We start from the raw sequence: 16,431 nt of genomic DNA on the forward strand, positions 1-16,431 counted from the left end.
GCGCCCGTAGCTCAGCTGGATAGAGTACCTGGCTACGAACCAGGTGGTCAGAGGTTCGAATCCTCTCGGGCGCACCATTTAAAGTGAAATCAACGATTTATGAGCGCCCGTAGCTCAGCTGGATAGAGTACCTGGCTACGAACCAGGTGGTCAGAGGTTCGAATCCTCTCGGGCGCACCATTTTAGGCAGTACACAAAAGTTTGTGAGCGCCCGTAGCTCAGCTGGATAGAGTACCTGGCTACGAACCAGGTGGTCAGAGGTTCGAATCCTCTCGGGCGCACCATTTTAGCAGTACTAAAAGTTGATGAGCGCCCGTAGCTCAGCTGGATAGAGTACCTGGCTACGAACCAGGTGGTCAGAGGTTCGAATCCTCTCGGGCGCACCATACAGACAGCCTCGACGTCAGTCGGGGCTGTTTTTTTATGGGCGCTATTCCCCCGGCCGTGGAGCTCTGCTGCCCTGATGGCGGTTGATGTGCCGCCGCATTGAACGACGCTTGCCGTTCCCGCCACATCACTCCTCGTCGTCGTCCTATCTTCCCCCCGATCCCTATCAGGCCCTGCTACTCGGCGTCTTGTCATCCCCGCCCCATGCCCACCTCCAGCCACACACAGGCGCTGCTGCAGGTGCGCTCTGTGCCCGCTGGCATCACGAGGGTGGCATGGACCCAGGCTCTGGACGTTAAACGCCTTGGCGGCCGGCAGGGGCCTTTGGCGGGCAACAAAAAAGGATGCCGAGGCATCCTTTTTTACTTGAATCGTTCACTCAGCTCTTCAGCCATTTGCGAATGCGGTTGGCATCGCCGATCGGGGTGCGTTTGCCCACAGAGTTGAGCAGCACTATGGCGAGCTCCTGACGGTCCGGCTTGGCGCGCATCAGCAGGCAGCGGCCCGCCTCGTCGGTGTAGCCGGTCTTGGAGAGGCGCACGTCCCAGTCCGGGTTCTTCACCAGGGGATTGGTATTGTTGAACATCAGGCTGTAGGCCGGCGTGCTGAAGCGCATCTCCTTGTTGGTGTCCTGGGTGAACTGGCGGATCAGCGGCTGGCGATAGGCGGCTGTGATGAGCTTGGCGAGATCCCGGGCGGTGGAGACGTTGCGGGTCGACAGACCGGTGGAGTCGTAGAATCGGCTGTTGCGCATGCCGAGTTGCCTGGCCTTGTTGTTCATGGCGCGAATGAAGGCCGAGCGGCCACCCGGGTAGTGGCGGGCGAGGGCAGAAGCCATGCGATTCTCGGAGGACATCAGCGCCAGGTGCAGGGCATCGCGACGGCTCACCTTGGTACCGAAACGGACCCGGGAGTAGGTGTGCTTGATGTTGTCCCTGTCGTTCTGATCTATGGTCAGGGTCTGATTGAGGTTCTGGCGCGCATCCAGCACCACCAGTGCCGTCATCAGCTTGGTGAGGGAGGCGATGGGGCGCACCTGGGCAGGGTTCTTCTGATAGAGGGTCTTGCCCGTGTTGATGTCCATGACCAGGGCACTGCCCGACTTGATCTGCAGTTTGGCCGGGTTGGGCGCCGCCAGGGCTGCCTGCGATCCTAGCAGTCCTATCAATCCACATACCAGCGCGATTGCGCGAATCCGACACCCCATACAACCGACTCCATCCACAGCGAAAAAAGGCGCTAGATTCACTCATTTTTGCCCTCGCTTTACAAGAGCGGGAGGGTGGAATTCGTCACTATTTTCCATAAAAAAGGGCCGCCTGCCGGCGACCCCTGTGATTTCTCTCAATCCCTGGAGATGTGGACCTTGCGTCTGCTCAGCCAGCGCCAGACCAGCGCTATCAAGCCGCCCACCAGCAGCACCAGCGGCAGGCAGAGGATGATGCTGAGGAACTGGGACTCATACTGCGCGGCCAGCTTGGTGTGGCTCAGGTAGTAACCCAGCCCGACCAGGGGGCAGATCCACATGATGGAGCTGATGAGGTTGACCACCAGGAAGCGACCCTGGGGTATCTCGTTGGCGCCGACGATGTAGGGATAGGCGGTGCGCACGAAGGCGATGTAGCGAGCGGTGATCAGGGTGATGATGCCGTACTTGTTGAGCAGGTAGTGCACCTTCTCCTTGTGCTTCTCATCCAGGTGGGACATCAGCCTGTGGTACATCTGGGTGTGGCCGAGGAAGCGCCCCTGCATGTAGCCTAGCCAGGTGCCGACGAAGGTGGCCAGGATCAGCAACGGGACGACAGCGAGCGGCAGTACCCCCTGATAGATGAGCACGCCGGTCAGGATAAGCAGGGTGTCACCGGGCAGGAAGGCGGTCGGGATGAAGCCATTTTCCAGCACCAGGAAGGTCAGCAGGACTATGTAGACCATGAAGACCATGTTGGGGTCGGACAGGGTCGCCAGATCCTGATTAATGAAGGCGTGAGCCAGGTGGTAAAACTGCTCCATACATGCAAACTCCGCAGGTTAGCTGGGTTGGTCGGTCAAGGGCATGGCAAGCACCTTGTCGATGCGCAGGCCGTCCATATCCACGATTTCCAGTTGCCACTGTTCCAGGGTGACCAGGTCTCCGGTCTGGGGAAGGCGGCCAAGGAGCAGCATGATAAGCCCTCCGAGGGTGTGATAGTGATGTTTTTCTTCTTCCGGCAGGCGAACCAGTTCCAGACAGTCCTTCAATTCCGGCAGCGGGATCAGGCCGTCGAGCAGCCAGCTGCCATCGGCACGCTGGAAGGCCCAGTTGTCCTCCCCATCTTCCTGCTGGAAGTCGCCCGCCAGCGTCTCCAGCAGATCCTGCTGGGTGACCAGCCCCTGCAGCTCGCCGTATTCATCCACCACCAGCACCATGTGTTCGGCGTGGGCGCGGAAGTGGTTGAGCAGCTCCAGGCCGTTGAGGGTCTCCGGCAGCAGGCTGCCATCCTGGGTGAGGGCCGCCAGATCGATGGGCTCCCCCTTGATGTAGGCATGCAGCACCTTGCTGACGTTGAGTATGCCCACCAGATCAGAGAGGCTGCCGTCGCAGACCGGGAAGAAGCTGTGGCGATACTCCACCAGGCGCTGCAGGTTGGTCTCCAGCGGCAGAGAGAGATCCAGGTAGCGGATGTCGCTGCGGGGCACCATCAGGGAGGAGAGGCTGCGTTCGTCGAGGCGGAACACATTGCGCAGCATGGTGTGTTCGTGGTCTTCGATCACGCCGGCTTCGGAGCCCTCTACCAGCATGGCGTGGATCTCCTCCTGGGTGACGTTGTTGCTGTTGTTCTGATCGACCCGCAGCAGGCGCAGGCTGGCGTGGGTGGAGGCGGACAGCAGCCAGACGAAGGGACGGGTCAGGGTCGCCAGCCAGAGCATGGGGCGGGCCACCAGACAGGCGATGCGCTCGGCACTGAGCTGACCGAGGCGCTTGGGCACCAGTTCCCCCACGACGATGGAGAGGTAGGTCACCAGCACCACGACAATCACGGTGGCGAGCAGGCTGCTGCTCTTGGGAGATAGGCCCCACTCCTGCAACCACTGCGCGAAGGGCTGGGCCAGCAGCGACTCACCGTAGATGCCGTTGAGCAGGCCTATGCTGGTGATGCCGATCTGGACGGCGGAGAGGAAATGGGTCGGATTCTCCCCCAGCTTGAGGGCTATGGCGGCAGAGCGGCTCCCCTCGCTGGCCATCTTGCTGAGACGGGCCTTGCGTGCGGTGACGATGGCGATTTCCGACATGGCGAAGACGCCATTGAGCAAAATCAATCCAAGCAGGATCAATATTTCCATACTGCAGCAGCACTCCCGGTAGAAAAGATCGCTGGCAGTGTAATGAATTTGCGGGCGATGCGCTTGTGAAAGGAAGTGATTTGGTCCGTGAATTTTTCAATTCCATCCATGACAAGAGGGCATCAGCCCTGAACGGACTCGTCGTCAGATTGGCAGCGGGACTATATAAGCGGGCTTGTCATCCGGGGGCGGAAAATGAAAAGCCCCCGATAGACGGGGGCTTTTTGGACTGGCGAGGGCCACTTAGAGCGCGGCGATCTCGGCCTGCTGGGCTTCCAGCTTGGTCAGCTGGAGACGGTAATCTTCCAGCTTCTCGCGCTCCTTGGCGATGACGGCGTCCGGCGCCTTGGCGACGAAGGCCTCGTTGCCGAGCTTGCCTTCGATACGGCCGCACTCACCGACCAGACGGGCAACCTCTTTGGCCAGACGGGCCAGTTCGGCCTCCTTGTCGATGAGACCCGCCATCGGGATCATCAGCTCGGTGGCACCGATCAGCTTCTTCACCGACAGGGGAGCGACGTCGCCGTCCGCCAGCACGCGGATGGACTCCAGACGGGCCAGGGACTTGAGGAAGGCCTCGTTGTCACCGGCGCGCTGGCTATCCTTGCCATCGCATTTGAGCAGCACGTTGAGGGCGACGCTCGGCGCCACGTTCATCTCGGCGCGGATGTTGCGGATGCCGACGATGAACTCCTTCACCCACTCCTGATCCGCCATGGCGGCATCGTCTACCTTGGCGGCATCGAACTCCGGGAAGGCCTGCAGCATTATAGTGTCGGCGTTGACACCGGCCAGCGGGGCTACCGACTTCCAGATGGTCTCGGTGATGAAGGGGATGATGGGGTGCGCCAGACGCAGCAGGGTCTCCAGCACAGTCACCAGGGTGTGACGGGTGGCACGCTGCTCGGCCTCCGAGCCCTTGCCCAGTACCGGCTTGGTCAGCTCCAGATACCAGTCGCAGAACTGGTTCCAGATAAACTCGTACAGCACGCCGGCCGCGATATCGAAGCGATAGGTATCGAGCGCGGTGCGGAAGTCGCGGATGGCCACCTGCAGCTGGGACTGGATCCAGCGATCCGCCAGGCTGAACTGCATCTCGCCGCCGTGCAGCCCACAATCCTGATCTTCGGTGTTCATCAGCACATAGCGGGAGGCGTTCCACAGCTTGTTGCAGAAGTTGTTGTAGCCGTCCAGGCGCTTCATGTCCCAGTTGATGTCACGACCTGTGCTGGCCAGCGCCGCCAGGGTGAAGCGCAGGGCGTCGGTGCCGTGGGCCTCGATCCCTTCCGGGAACTGCTTGGCGGTGCGCTTGCCGATCTTCTCGGCCATCTGCGGCTGCATCATGTTGCCGGTGCGCTTCTCCAGCAGATCCTCCAGGGAGATGCCGTCGATCATGTCGAGGGGATCCAGCACGTTGCCCTTGGACTTGGACATCTTCTGCCCTTCTTCATCGCGGATCAGGCCGGTGATGTAGACGGTCTTGAACGGTACCTGCGGCTGGCCGTTCTCGTCCTTGATGAAGTGCATGGTCATCATGATCATCCGGGCAATCCAGAAGAAGATGATGTCGAAGCCGCTCATCAGCACGTCGGTCGGGTGGAAGGTCTTGAGCGCCTCTGTGTTGTTCGGCCAGCCCAGGGTGGAGAAGGTCCACAGGGCGGAGCTGAACCAGGTGTCGAGCACGTCTTCGTCCTGACGCAGTGTGGTCACGGACGGGATGCTGTGCTTGGCACGCACTTCCGCCTCGTCACGGCCCACGTAGACGTTGCCGGCGTCGTCATACCAGGCCGGGATGCGGTGACCCCACCACAGCTGACGGGAGACGCACCAGTCCTGAATGTCGCGCATCCAGGAGAAGTACATGTTCTCGTACTGCTTGGGCACGAACTGGATACGGCCATCTTCCACCGCCTCGATGGCGGTCTTGGCCATGGGTGCCACGCGCACGTACCACTGGTCGGTCAGCATGGGCTCGATGGGCACGCCGCCGCGATCGCCGTAGGGCTGCTGCAGCACGTGATCCTTGATCTCGGCCAGGAGGCCCAGCTCGTCCAGCCTGGCGACTATGGCCTTGCGGGCGGCGAAGCGCTCCATGCCGGCGAACTCGCTCGGCAGGGCGGCGTCATAGGCGGTGCTGGGGTTGCCGTTGGTGTCGACCACTTCGGCCTCGGCACGCACATGGGCGTCCAGGGTGAAGATGTTGATCATCGGCAGGTTGTGGCGCTTGCCCACTTCGTTGTCGTTGAAGTCGTGGGCCGGGGTGATCTTCACGCAGCCGGTGCCCTTCTCCATGTCGGCGTGTTCGTCGGCGACTATGGGGATCAGACGGTTCACCAGCGGCAGCAGTATGTGCTGGCCGATCAGCGCCTTGTAGCGGGGGTCTTCCGGGTTCACGGCGACCGCGGTGTCACCCAGCATGGTTTCCGGACGGGTGGTGGCGACGATCAGGTGATCCTGGCCTTCGGCGGTCTTGGCGCCGTTGGCCAGCGGGTAACGAAGGTGCCACATGTGGCCCTTGATCTCGCGGTTTTCCACTTCCAGATCGGAGATGGCGGTGTTGAGCTTGGGATCCCAGTTCACCAGACGCTTGCCGCGGTACATCAGGCCATCTTCATACAGACGCACGAAGACTTCCTGCACGGCCGCCGAGAGGCCCTCATCCATGGTGAAGCGCTCGCGCTCCCAGTCCACGGAGTCGCCGAGGCGGCGCATCTGGCGGGTGATGGTGCCGCCGGACTCTTCCTTCCACTGCCAGATCTTGTCGATGAAGGCATCACGGCCGTAGTCGTGGCGGGTCTTGCCCTCTTCGGCGGCGATCTTGCGCTCAACCACCATCTGGGTAGCGATACCGGCGTGGTCTGTGCCCGCCTGCCACAGGGTGTTCTTGCCCTGCATGCGGTTGTAACGGATCAGGGTGTCCATCAGGGTCTGCTGGAAGGCGTGACCCATGTGCAGGCTACCGGTGACGTTCGGCGGCGGGATCATGATGCAGAAGGAGTCTTTGCTGGTGTCGCCGTGGGGCTTGAAGTAACCCTGGGCTTCCCAGTGCTGATAGAGCGCCTGTTCGATGGCGTTGTGATTAAAAGTCTTTTCCATGGTCTCGCCGTATTCTGGATGGATGGAGTCTGGTGTTGAGTCGTCGTGGATCGAGGGTGGCGCAGTCAGGGCTGCGCCGGATCCGGTGCGGCAAGGACGGGCTGATCCCTCATTTCGAGGGTGTGGCCCGCCTGGCGATAGTGCTTGTAGCGCTCGCGGGCTTGCTGCTTTTGCGTTTCGTCAGTGGGGACAAAATCTACCACTTGAGCGAAGTGTCCTGCAAACAAAGGTGTCTGCTCGGCCAGGTTGATGAGGCGGGCATAGCGCCGTTTCGGTGGCTGATGGCCTATCTCCACCGGGGCCTGACCGCTCTCCCCCTGCAACTGGTGCGGCACGAAACGATCCGGTGGCAGTTGCCACAACAGCTCGTCCAGGCGCAGGGCCTGGGCCTCGTCGTTGCAAAACAGATAGAGGTGGCCGGCACTCCAGCCATCGGCCGCCAGCTGGCAGGCGAGGCGTTCGACCGCAGACGCCTGCGCGTCGTCCGGCTCACTCATCAGGTAAAAGGTCACTTGGCTCATCAGGTTGGTCCCGTTTGGCTGTGACGGACAGCGATTGGCCGTCTGCGGGGAGCCGTGCCAGGCACGGTCTTCCCGGATTCTCTCAATGAAACAAGGAAGAGGCAGGCCTCTTCCTTGTGGTACCACTCCCCTGATGCGGGCATCCGAAGAGAGGGGTTACTCCTTGTCTTCGACATCCGCCACGCCGGCTCGATTGAGCAGGAAAATGCTGGCTCGGCAGGGGCAACGGACTGTCGGGCAAGGATGGTTTTACTCTTTATCCTCAACGTCTGCCACGCCGGCTCGATTGAGCAGGAACTGGGTCAGCAGGGGCACGGGGCGACCGGTGGAGCCTTTATCCTTGCCGCTCTTCCAGGCGGTCCCTGCGATGTCGAGGTGAGCCCAGTTGTACTTCTTGGTGAAGCGCGACAGGAAGGCGGCGGCCGTGATGGTGCCGGCCGGGCGGCCGCCTATGTTGGCCATGTCGGCAAACGGGCTTTCCAGCTGTTCCTGATACTCGTCGAACAGCGGCAGGCGCCAGGCGCGATCGCCAGCCTGCTCGGAGGCGTTGAGCAGCTCGTGGGCCAGGGGGTTGTGGTTGGCCAGCAGACCCGAGGTGTGGTGACCCAGGGCTATGATGCAGGCGCCAGTCAGGGTCGCCACGTCGATGACGGTTTCGGGATCGTAGCGATCCACATAGGTGAGGGCATCACACAGCACCAGGCGGCCCTCGGCGTCGGTGTTGAGCACCTCGACGGTCTGGCCGGACATGGTGGTGAGGATGTCACCCGGGCGATAGGCGTTGCCGCCCGGCATGTTCTCGCAGCCCGCCAGCACGCCGATGACGTTGATGGGCAACTGCAACTGGGCCAGGGCGTGCATGGTGCCGAGCACGGAGGCGGCGCCGCCCATGTCGTACTTCATCTCGTCCATGCCGTCTGCCGGCTTGATGGAGATGCCGCCCGAATCGAAGGTCAGCCCCTTGCCCACCAGCACTATGGGCTTGGCATCGGCGTTGCCCTTGTACTCTATGATGGCCATCATGGCTTCGTTCTCGGAGCCGCGGGCCACCGCCAGGTAGGAGTTCATGCCGAGTTCGGCCATCTCCTGCTCGCCTATCACCTTGGTGGTGATGTTGTCATAGGCATCCGCCAGACGGCGGGCCTGGGAGGCGAGGTAGGCCGGATTGCAGACGTTGGGCGGCATGTTCGCCACGTCGCGGCAGATGCGCACCCCTTTGGCCACGGCCAGGCCGTGGGTGATGGCGCGCTCGCCTATGGTCAGTTCCCGACGCGTCGGCACGTTGAATACCAGCTTGCGCAACGGGCGGCGCGGCTCGGCCTTGTTAGTCTTGAACTGATCGAAGCTGTAGAGGCCCGCCTTGGTGGTTTCCACCGCCTGACGCACCTTCCAGTAGGTATCCCGGCCCTTGACGTGCAGCTCGGTCAGGAAGCAGACGGCTTCCATGGACCCGGTCTCGTTCAGGGTGGTGATGGTCTTGTTGATGATCTGCTTGTACTGGCGTTCGTCGAGTTCCCGCTCCTTGCCGCAACCGACCAGCAGTACGCGCTCGCTGAGCACGCCCGGTACTTGATGCAGCAACAGCATCTGGCCTGGTTTGCCTTCCAGATCGCCGCGGCGCAGCAGCGAGCTGAGGTAGCCGTCGCTGATCTTGTCCAGCTGTTCGGCAACCGGAGAGAGGCGGCGAGGCTCAAATACGCCGACCACGACGCAGGCGCTGCGTTGCTTCTCAGGACTGCCACTCTTTACACTGAACTCCATGGAATCTCCTACATCCTAAAGACAAAAGGCACCATTTATTGAATAATGCGGTGCTTGTTGGGGTATCAGAGGCGGAGCGAACAGCCACAGGCTCCGCAGTTCAAACTGGTAAAAATCCAATATAGGGCCCTATTTTTCAGGCATTCGACTAAAAACACAAGTTTACTTGGGAATGACTGTGATCGTTTTCCGATATTTGTTCAGGGAGACCCTGAAAACCCAGCTGGCGGTGCTGTTCGTACTGCTGCTTATCTTCGTCAGCCAGCAATTTATCCAGATCATCGGCGACGCCGCCGATGGCGAGGTGCCGACGCGCCTGGTTTCCACCCTGCTGCTGCTCAACCTGCCGAATATGGCCCTGTTGATGCTGCCTATCAGTCTGTTTTTAGCCATTCTGTTTGCTCACGGTCGTTTGTATGCGGAAAGCGAGATGACGGTGATGCATGCGGTGGGCTTCAGCCACCGTTTCGTGATGGGCAGCGCCCTGCTGCTGGCCCTGCTGACGGCCGCCGTGGCGGCCTTCAACACCGGCTGGATTGCCCCCCAGGCCAAGGAGCGCGAGTACCAGGTGATCGACGAGTTCAAGGCCGATCCGGGTATCTCCTTCCTGCAGGCCGGTCGCTTCATGGAGCTCGACAAGGGACGCCTGGTGGCCTACATCCAGGATCTGAACGACAAGGGCTCCGAGCTGCAGAAGATCTTCGTGCTGCAGCGCGCCGAAGGGGGCTCGCCCCCTTCAGTGGTGGTGGCCAACGAGGGGCAGGTGACGGCCGACAGCAACGGCTTGCAGTGGCTGACCCTGAAGGATGGCTCCCGCTACGAGGGCCAGTTCACCGGCAAGCAGTTCCAGGTCTCCGATTTCAGCGAATACAGCCTGGTGATCCGTCAGCAGGAGATGGAGCGATCCAACCGCAAGGCGGCGGCCAAGCCGACCCTGGAATTGCTCGGCACCCAGGACAACCAGTTGATGGCCGAGTTACAGTGGCGGCTGTCGCTGCCCTTCTCCATCCTGGTGCTCACCTTCCTGGTGGTGCCATTGGCCCGGGTCAACCCCCGGCAGGGGCGTTATGCCAAGCTGCTGCCGGCCATACTGCTCTATCTCTCCTATTTCCTGCTGCTCAGTGCCGCTCGTTCGGCCATCGACAGCGGGCGTCTGCCCCACTGGCCCGGCATGTTCCTGGTGCCGCTGATTTATCTGCTGCTGATCGGGGTGCCGCTCAACCTGCAGGGCACCAGCTGGTGGAACGGGGTCAAGGGCCACTTTTTCAAAGGCAAGTCAGCATGATGCTGCAACATAGGAGTTTCTGCTGATGTTCGGCATTCTCGATAGATACATCGGTCGGGTCATCTTCATGTCGATCCTGCTGTGCGAACTGACCCTGGTCGGGCTGGCGGCGCTCATCAAATATGTGGAGCAGCTCAGGGCCGTGGGGGAGGGCAACTACGACATGCTCAACGCCCTCTACTTCGTGCTGCTCTCCATGCCCAAGGAGGCGGTGCTCTTCTTCCCCCTGGCGGCCTTGCTGGGGGGCCTCATTGGCCTCGGCCAGCTGGCGACCAGCTCCGAGCTGGTGGTGATGCAGGCATCGGGCCGCTCCAAGATCAGCATCGTCATGGCGGCGCTCAAGACGGCCATCCCCCTGATGCTGCTGGTAGGCCTGATGGGCGAATACGTGGCCCCGGCCGCCAAGCGGATGGCGGATGACATCAAGGCGGGCGCCATGTCGGAAGGGCGGTTGACCGTCTCGGCCTACGGGGTCTGGGCGCGGGATGGCAATAACTTCGTCAACATCAACGGGGTGCGCAACGACGGCGCCCTGACCGGCATCACCCTGTATCGTTTCACCCCGTCTCGCAACCTGATCGACGTGGTCCAGGCGCAGGAGGGGGTGTTCGAGCAGCATCACTGGCTGCTCAAGCAGGTGCACATCACCCGTTTCGACGATCCCAAGCAGATCCTTGACGAGAAACATGCCGAGATGGCGTGGCAGTCCGAGCTGACCCCCAAACAGCTGGGGGTGGTGAGCATAGACCCCGAGAACCTGCCTATCTCGGGACTGCGGGACTATATCGGCTATCTGGATGCCAACAAGCAGGATGCCGGGCGCTACAAGCTGGAGATGTGGCGCAAGCTGCTGTCGCCGCTCTCTGTGGTGGCCATGATTTTGCTCGCCTCTTCCTTCATCTTCGGCCCGCTGCGCTCGGTGAGCATGGGGGCCCGGATGCTGATGGGGATCATGACCGGCTTCGCCGTCTATGTGAGCGATCGGGTATTCGGCCCCGTCAGCCTGGTGTATGCGGTGCCACCCATCCTTGCGGCCATAGCCCCCAGTCTGCTGTTTGGCGGCATCTCCTTCTACATCCTGAGCCGCAAGCAGTGACACTGTCTGTGGTGTGAGACGACAAGAAACAAGAAGGGCACCCAGTGGGTGCCCTTCTTGTTTCTCATCTCGTACTCACTGGGTCACTTGTTCAGCTGCTCCAGGTTCTCCTGCTTGCTGAGCACCACCACTTCACACTCGGCCCAGATGTCCTGGAAGGCGCGGGGCCGCTCGCGATTGAACACGCACATCAGGTTGCCGAGGCCGAAGGCCGAGGTCGCGAGCCGGATCAGGGCCTGGGTGATGCGAATGTTGCTGCCGTCCAGATTTTGGATGCGCAGACGCCAGGCACGCATGCCTATGGTCTGGCCGGCACGGGTCCAGAACCAGGTGTAGAAGCCGCAGATCACCAGGGCGAGCCAGGCGCTGTAGAGGGGGCTGGTCAGCAGCCAGGCCGCATCCTTGCCCTCGGGGACTGTCGCCATCCCGGTGGCCAGCAGCAGGTAGGCTACCCCCATGCCGATGAAACCGGCGATGATCAGCAAGGCGATGACCACCAGGTAGTCATAGAGCAGGGCACCCAGGCGCCGCAGCAGGCCGGCCGAAGGGTGCTGGTGCTGGGGGGGAGACTGGAGAGAGGAGGGGGTCTTGCGCTTGGCCATGATGATTATTCCATTAATATGATGCGGGCATTCTATGTAACTGGCCGAACATCGGCAAGGCGTTGAATAATTGAGCAAACGGTGGCTGCGCAAGAAAAACACCTTGCATGCCAAAACGCCATTCGTATAATCCCTCGCAGTTGCCCGGGTGGCGAAATCGGTAGACGCAGCGGATTCAAAATCCGCCGTTGCAAGACGTGTCGGTTCGAGTCCGACCCCGGGCACCATTCAGATTCCAAGACAAAAGGCCATCCTCGCGGATGGCCTTTTGTTTTTCTGCGCTCGCGGCCCTTCAGTCGATATTTTGTGCGATGCGCCACAGCACGCCGGAGGGGTCGTACAGGCAGAACTCCTTCATGCGCCAGGGCTGGGTGGCAATCTCCGTGACCTTGACGCCGTAGCGTGAGGCGACCTGGCTCGCCTCCACCTGGGCCCGCCAGGCGGCCAGGTCCTCCACCAGGATATGCATCATGAAGTGCTCGGCCAGCGCCTCGTGGTAATAGTCCTGCAGCAGGAAGCTCACCTGCCCGAAATGGAAGTAGGCCACTCCGTCGCCGTCGGAGGCCAGGGTGAACCCGAGATCCTGATAGAACTGCCTGGAGAGGCTGAAGTCGCGGGCAGGCACGAATGCCTTGATTTCGGTCACGGTGAGATTGGGCATGGGTTCCTCGTTCGGGTGACAGGGCAAACCTGGTTGCGCCAGTATGGCCCGGAAGATCGGGCGCAGGCCAGATCAGGCGCTGCATCCTCCTTTGTGATCCCCTCCTTCCCCTCAGATAGGTGAGCTCCCCCCTCTGTCATCATTTGATTATTTAATGCAAACGCATCTTTCATTTGTTCAATAAATGATCTCGAGGGCAAAACGGGCTGGCCAGGCCCCCATTGCCTCGGGATCCCCCCCGTTTGGCATGCCCAGGTGCCATCTTGGTGCAGTTGCCCGGCGCTGCACAGCCGAAGTGCGCCCCCCTTACTGATAGTGGGCAGGATGCGCCAATATGGTGCATGAAATCGCGCAATCAAAGTCAACCAATTGAAAGTAAAGGATTATATTTTTTGGCCTGCTTTATGCTTTAGATAAGCCAGGTCGCCATGAAGAGCCCGCCGAGTCATGCCCGAGGGGGTGGGCAAGCTGGATGTGACGATGCGTGCAAGTGGCCAAGTTTGACATTCATATCAGGAAATGGACCCGGCCGGGTGCCGGGACGACAAGGAGAGGGCTGTATGTTCAAGAGACTCGTAATGACTGGCCTGCTGGCGCTGAGCGCCACCATGGCTGCCCCTGGTTGGGCTGAAGAGGTGGCCGCGCAGGCCGAGGTGGTGCAGGCTGCCGCGACCGTGACCATCAACAAGGGGGACAACACCTGGCTGATGCTGGCGTCCGCCCTGGTGATCCTGATGTCCATCCCGGGGCTGGCCCTGTTCTACGGTGGCCTGGTGCGTGCCAAGAACATGCTGAGCGTGCTGATGCAGGTGTTCACCCTGTTCTGCCTGATCACTGTGCTCTGGGTCATCTACGGCTATTCGCTGACCTTCACCGAGGGCGGGGCCTTCTACGGCTCCTTCGACAAGCTGCTGCTGGTCGGGGTGACACCTGAGTCGATCGCCGCCACCTTCAGCAAGGGGGTGGGGATCAGCGAGTTCATCTATGTGGTGTTCCAGGGGGCCTTTGCCGCCATCACCTGCGGGCTCATCGTCGGTGCCTTCGCCGAGCGGATGAAGTTCTCTGCCGTGCTGCTGTTCGCCGTGATCTGGTTCACCTTCGCCTACATTCCGATGGCGCACATGGTGTGGTACTGGGCCGGTCCGGATGCCTACACGGATGCCGCCGCCGCCGAGGCTGCAGGTGCCACCGCAGGCTATCTGTTCCAGCACGGCGCCCTCGATTTCGCCGGCGGCACTGTGGTGCACATCAACGCGGCGGTTGCCGGTCTGGTCGGCGCCTTCATGGTCGGCAAGCGGGTTGGCTACGGTCGTGATCCCATGGCTCCCCACAGCCTGACCATGACCATGATAGGGGCCGCCCTGCTCTGGTTCGGCTGGTTCGGCTTCAACGCCGGCTCCGCGCTGGAAGCCAACGGCACGGCCGCCCTGGCCTTCGTCAACACCTGGCTGGCGCCGGCCGGTGCCGCGCTCTCCTGGACCTTGGCCGAATGGGTGATGAAGGGTCGTCCTTCCCTGCTGGGTGCCGTGTCCGGTGCGGTAGCTGGCCTGGTGGCCATCACTCCCGCCGCCGGTTTCGTCGGTGTCGGTGGTGCCCTCATCATAGGTCTGCTGAGCGGCGTGGCCGGTCTGTGGGGCGTGCATGGTCTCAAGCGCCTGCTGGGGGCCGATGACAGCCTGGACGTGTTCGGCCTGCACGGGGTGTGCGGCATCCTGGGGGCCGTGCTGACCGGGGTGTTCGCCAGCCCGGATCTGGGTGGCACCGGGGTGTGGGACTATGTGACCAATCAGGTGGCCGAGGGCTACTCCATCCTGACCCAGGTGAAGATCCAGGTCATAGGTGTGCTGGTGACGGTGGCATGGACTGCCCTGGTCTCCGCCGTGGCCTACAAGCTGGTGGATCTGCTGATTGGCCTGCGGGTCAAGGAAGATGCCGAGCGGGAAGGGCTGGATGTCACCAGCCATGGGGAGAAAGCCTACAGCCTGTGATCCCCTCAGGCTACCGTTGACCACCTGCCGCCGGCCTTGTCCGGCGGTTTTTTTATGGCGACCCATGAGGCGCCGCCCATCCAGAGTTCCCAGATCCCACCCGTTGTTATTTCCTTCAAGGGATGTTTTATGCCTGCAATTTGGCCGGATCTCCGCTAAACTCTGCCACCCTTTATTTGGGGTAGCCGGGTCAGCCCTGCTTCCACCCTTTCTTCTATGCCTTCGGAGCCGCTCATGCCGTTAGTGGGACACCAACATCAGATCGATATTCAGGAACTGACCGACAAGGGGGATGGCAAGGGTCGCCTGTTCGATCGCCCCCTGTTTGTCGAGGGTCTGCTGCCCGGTGAGCAGGCGCTGGTCGAGTTGACCGAGGTCAAGCCGAACTATCTGCACGGCAAGCTGGTCGAGCTGACCCAGCCGTCCGCCGACAGGGTTCCCGATTTCTGCCCCAACACAGAGTGCGGCGGCTGCCAGGTGCGCCCGCTGGCCTATCCGGCCCAGCTCAAGCTGAAACAATCCCTGGTGCAGAGCGCGCTGGAGCAGGTCGGGCTGGGTGAGACCCAGGTCAACACCATCCTCGGCATGGACAGCCCGTTCGCCTACCGCAACAAGGCGCAGTACGCCGTGCGTGGCAGCGAGGCCGGCGCCGAAATAGGCTTCTACCGCAAGCACTCCCATGATCTCATCACCGCCGACGACTGCGCGGTGCAGGACTCCCTGCATGTGGAGCTCAATGCCCGGGTGCGTGGCTGGATGCGCGCGCACGACATCGCCGCCTATGACGAGGTGGCCCACACCGGCTGCGTGCGCAACCTGATGACCCGCAAGGGCTTCAAGAGCGGCGAGCTGATGGTGGTGCTGGTGACCCTGGGTGAGGCGCTGCCCTTCGAGGCCGAACTGCTGGCGGCCCTGAGCGATCTGCCCATCACCACGCTAGTGCAGAACATCAATGACGAGCGCACCAACCGCATCCTGGGAACGAGCAACCGCGTGCTGCTGGGGGAAGGGGTGATCCGCGACAAGATCCACGAGCTCGCGTTCGAGATCTCGCCCCTCTCCTTCTTCCAGAACAACCCGAGCCAGACCGATGTGCTCTACTCCAAGGCGCTGGAATACAGCGAGCTGACCGGCAACGAGACTGTGTTCGACATCTATTGCGGCATAGGCACCATCTCCCTGTTCCTGGCTGGCAAGGCCGCCAAGGTGGTGGGCATCGAGTCGGTGGAGAGCGCCATCAGCGATGCCCGCCGCAACGCCGCCCTGAACGGCATAGAGCACACCGAATTCCACGTGGGCAAGGCCGAGCAACTGATGCCCGAGCTGCACGCCCAGGGCGTGACCGCCGATGTGGTGGTGCTGGATCCGCCCCGCAAGGGTTGTGACAAGGCGGTGCTGCAGACCCTGGTCGCCATGGCGCCGCGCCGTCTGGTCTATGTCTCCTGCAACCCCCAGACCCTGGCACGGGATCTCGCCTGGCTGGTCAAGCAGGGCTTCGTGCTGGACGAGGTGCAGCCGGTGGACATGTTTCCGCACTCCATGCACGTGGAAGCAGTCGCCCGCCTGAGCCTGCCAGCGAAAGGCTGAGCGGGCATTGGCGCGGAGAGGTTGGCATGTTCCTCCTCCACGCCATGCGCGTCGAGGCCGTTGCCTGCCTAAGCCTGCCGGCCAAGGAATCAATGGCATTAGCCAGATGGCTCTGATAAAACGACT

The 16,431-nt window shown here is 61.7% G+C and carries 12 protein-coding genes and 5 tRNA genes; 9 read left to right on the forward strand and 8 right to left on the reverse strand.

The genetic code is table 11. The features are described from left to right. The 4 genes from AB5Y91_RS04550 to AB5Y91_RS04565 all read left to right on the forward strand — a co-directional run bounded on the left by AB5Y91_RS04550 (position 1) and on the right by AB5Y91_RS04565 (position 386). Positions 1–77, forward strand: a tRNA-Arg gene (locus tag AB5Y91_RS04550). 26 nt (positions 78–103) lie between these two features. Continuing rightward, positions 104–180: transfer RNA gene (locus tag AB5Y91_RS04555), tRNA-Arg, on the forward strand. A gap of 27 nt (positions 181–207) precedes the next feature. After that, positions 208–284 (forward strand) — tRNA-Arg (locus AB5Y91_RS04560). A gap of 25 nt (positions 285–309) precedes the next feature. Beyond that, positions 310–386 (forward strand) — tRNA-Arg (locus AB5Y91_RS04565). A 380-nt stretch (positions 387–766) separates the two neighbouring features. Here AB5Y91_RS04565 and pbpG read toward each other — a convergent pair. The 6 genes from pbpG to pepA all read right to left on the reverse strand — a co-directional run bounded on the left by pbpG (position 767) and on the right by pepA (position 9,086). After that, positions 767–1,594, reverse strand: a complete 828-nt coding sequence (gene pbpG / locus AB5Y91_RS04570) for a D-alanyl-D-alanine endopeptidase (protein ID WP_106885045.1) — start codon at positions 1,592–1,594, stop codon at positions 767–769. Between the two features lie 137 nt (positions 1,595–1,731). Beyond that, positions 1,732–2,397: a DedA family protein gene (locus AB5Y91_RS04575; RefSeq protein ID WP_106885044.1), complete on the reverse strand. Its 666-nt coding sequence runs from the start codon at positions 2,395–2,397 to the stop codon at positions 1,732–1,734. Between the two features lie 18 nt (positions 2,398–2,415). Next, positions 2,416–3,708 (reverse strand): hemolysin family protein, encoded by a 1,293-nt coding sequence (locus AB5Y91_RS04580; protein ID WP_025325627.1) that lies wholly within the window; start codon positions 3,706–3,708, stop codon positions 2,416–2,418. A gap of 243 nt (positions 3,709–3,951) precedes the next feature. After that, positions 3,952–6,804, reverse strand: coding sequence for a valine--tRNA ligase (locus AB5Y91_RS04585; protein WP_368169189.1), 2,853 nt, complete (start codon positions 6,802–6,804; stop codon positions 3,952–3,954). Between the two features lie 65 nt (positions 6,805–6,869). Further along, positions 6,870–7,325, reverse strand: a complete 456-nt coding sequence (locus tag AB5Y91_RS04590) for a DNA polymerase III subunit chi (protein ID WP_025325629.1) — start codon at positions 7,323–7,325, stop codon at positions 6,870–6,872. A gap of 249 nt (positions 7,326–7,574) precedes the next feature. Next, on the reverse strand, positions 7,575–9,086 hold the full coding sequence (pepA, locus tag AB5Y91_RS04595; protein ID WP_041206455.1) for a leucyl aminopeptidase: 1,512 nt from the start codon (positions 9,084–9,086) through the stop codon (positions 7,575–7,577). A gap of 172 nt (positions 9,087–9,258) precedes the next feature. Here pepA and lptF point away from each other — a divergent pair, with 172 nt between their 5' ends. Beyond that, positions 9,259–10,371: an LPS export ABC transporter permease LptF gene (gene lptF, locus AB5Y91_RS04600; RefSeq protein ID WP_289978793.1), complete on the forward strand. Its 1,113-nt coding sequence runs from the start codon at positions 9,259–9,261 to the stop codon at positions 10,369–10,371. A 25-nt stretch (positions 10,372–10,396) separates the two neighbouring features. Beyond that, on the forward strand, positions 10,397–11,467 hold the full coding sequence (gene lptG / locus AB5Y91_RS04605; RefSeq protein WP_106885041.1) for an LPS export ABC transporter permease LptG: 1,071 nt from the start codon (positions 10,397–10,399) through the stop codon (positions 11,465–11,467). A gap of 83 nt (positions 11,468–11,550) precedes the next feature. Here the strand turns inward: lptG and AB5Y91_RS04610 are convergent, their stop codons facing one another. Then, positions 11,551–12,069 (reverse strand): RDD family protein, encoded by a 519-nt coding sequence (locus tag AB5Y91_RS04610; RefSeq protein WP_368169190.1) that lies wholly within the window; start codon positions 12,067–12,069, stop codon positions 11,551–11,553. Between the two features lie 142 nt (positions 12,070–12,211). Between AB5Y91_RS04610 and AB5Y91_RS04615 the strand changes: the two genes are divergently transcribed. Continuing rightward, a tRNA-Leu gene (locus AB5Y91_RS04615) sits at positions 12,212–12,296 on the forward strand. 65 nt (positions 12,297–12,361) lie between these two features. Here AB5Y91_RS04615 and AB5Y91_RS04620 read toward each other — a convergent pair. Then, positions 12,362–12,730: a VOC family protein gene (locus AB5Y91_RS04620; protein WP_368169191.1), complete on the reverse strand. Its 369-nt coding sequence runs from the start codon at positions 12,728–12,730 to the stop codon at positions 12,362–12,364. A gap of 560 nt (positions 12,731–13,290) precedes the next feature. Here AB5Y91_RS04620 and amt point away from each other — a divergent pair. Both amt and rlmD read left to right on the forward strand, forming a co-directional pair. Next, on the forward strand, positions 13,291–14,718 hold the full coding sequence (gene amt / locus AB5Y91_RS04625) for an ammonium transporter (RefSeq protein WP_139436913.1): 1,428 nt from the start codon (positions 13,291–13,293) through the stop codon (positions 14,716–14,718). A 234-nt stretch (positions 14,719–14,952) separates the two neighbouring features. Beyond that, the gene (gene rlmD, locus AB5Y91_RS04630; protein ID WP_368169192.1) at positions 14,953–16,305 is read left to right on the forward strand and encodes a 23S rRNA (uracil(1939)-C(5))-methyltransferase RlmD; all 1,353 of its coding nucleotides are present in this window, start codon (positions 14,953–14,955) and stop codon (positions 16,303–16,305) included. The last annotated feature ends 126 nt before the right edge of the window (positions 16,306–16,431 follow it).

This window comes from Aeromonas sp. R4-3 (assembly GCF_040908275.1).
Classification (GTDB): Bacteria; Pseudomonadota; Gammaproteobacteria; order Enterobacterales; family Aeromonadaceae; genus Aeromonas; species Aeromonas rivipollensis.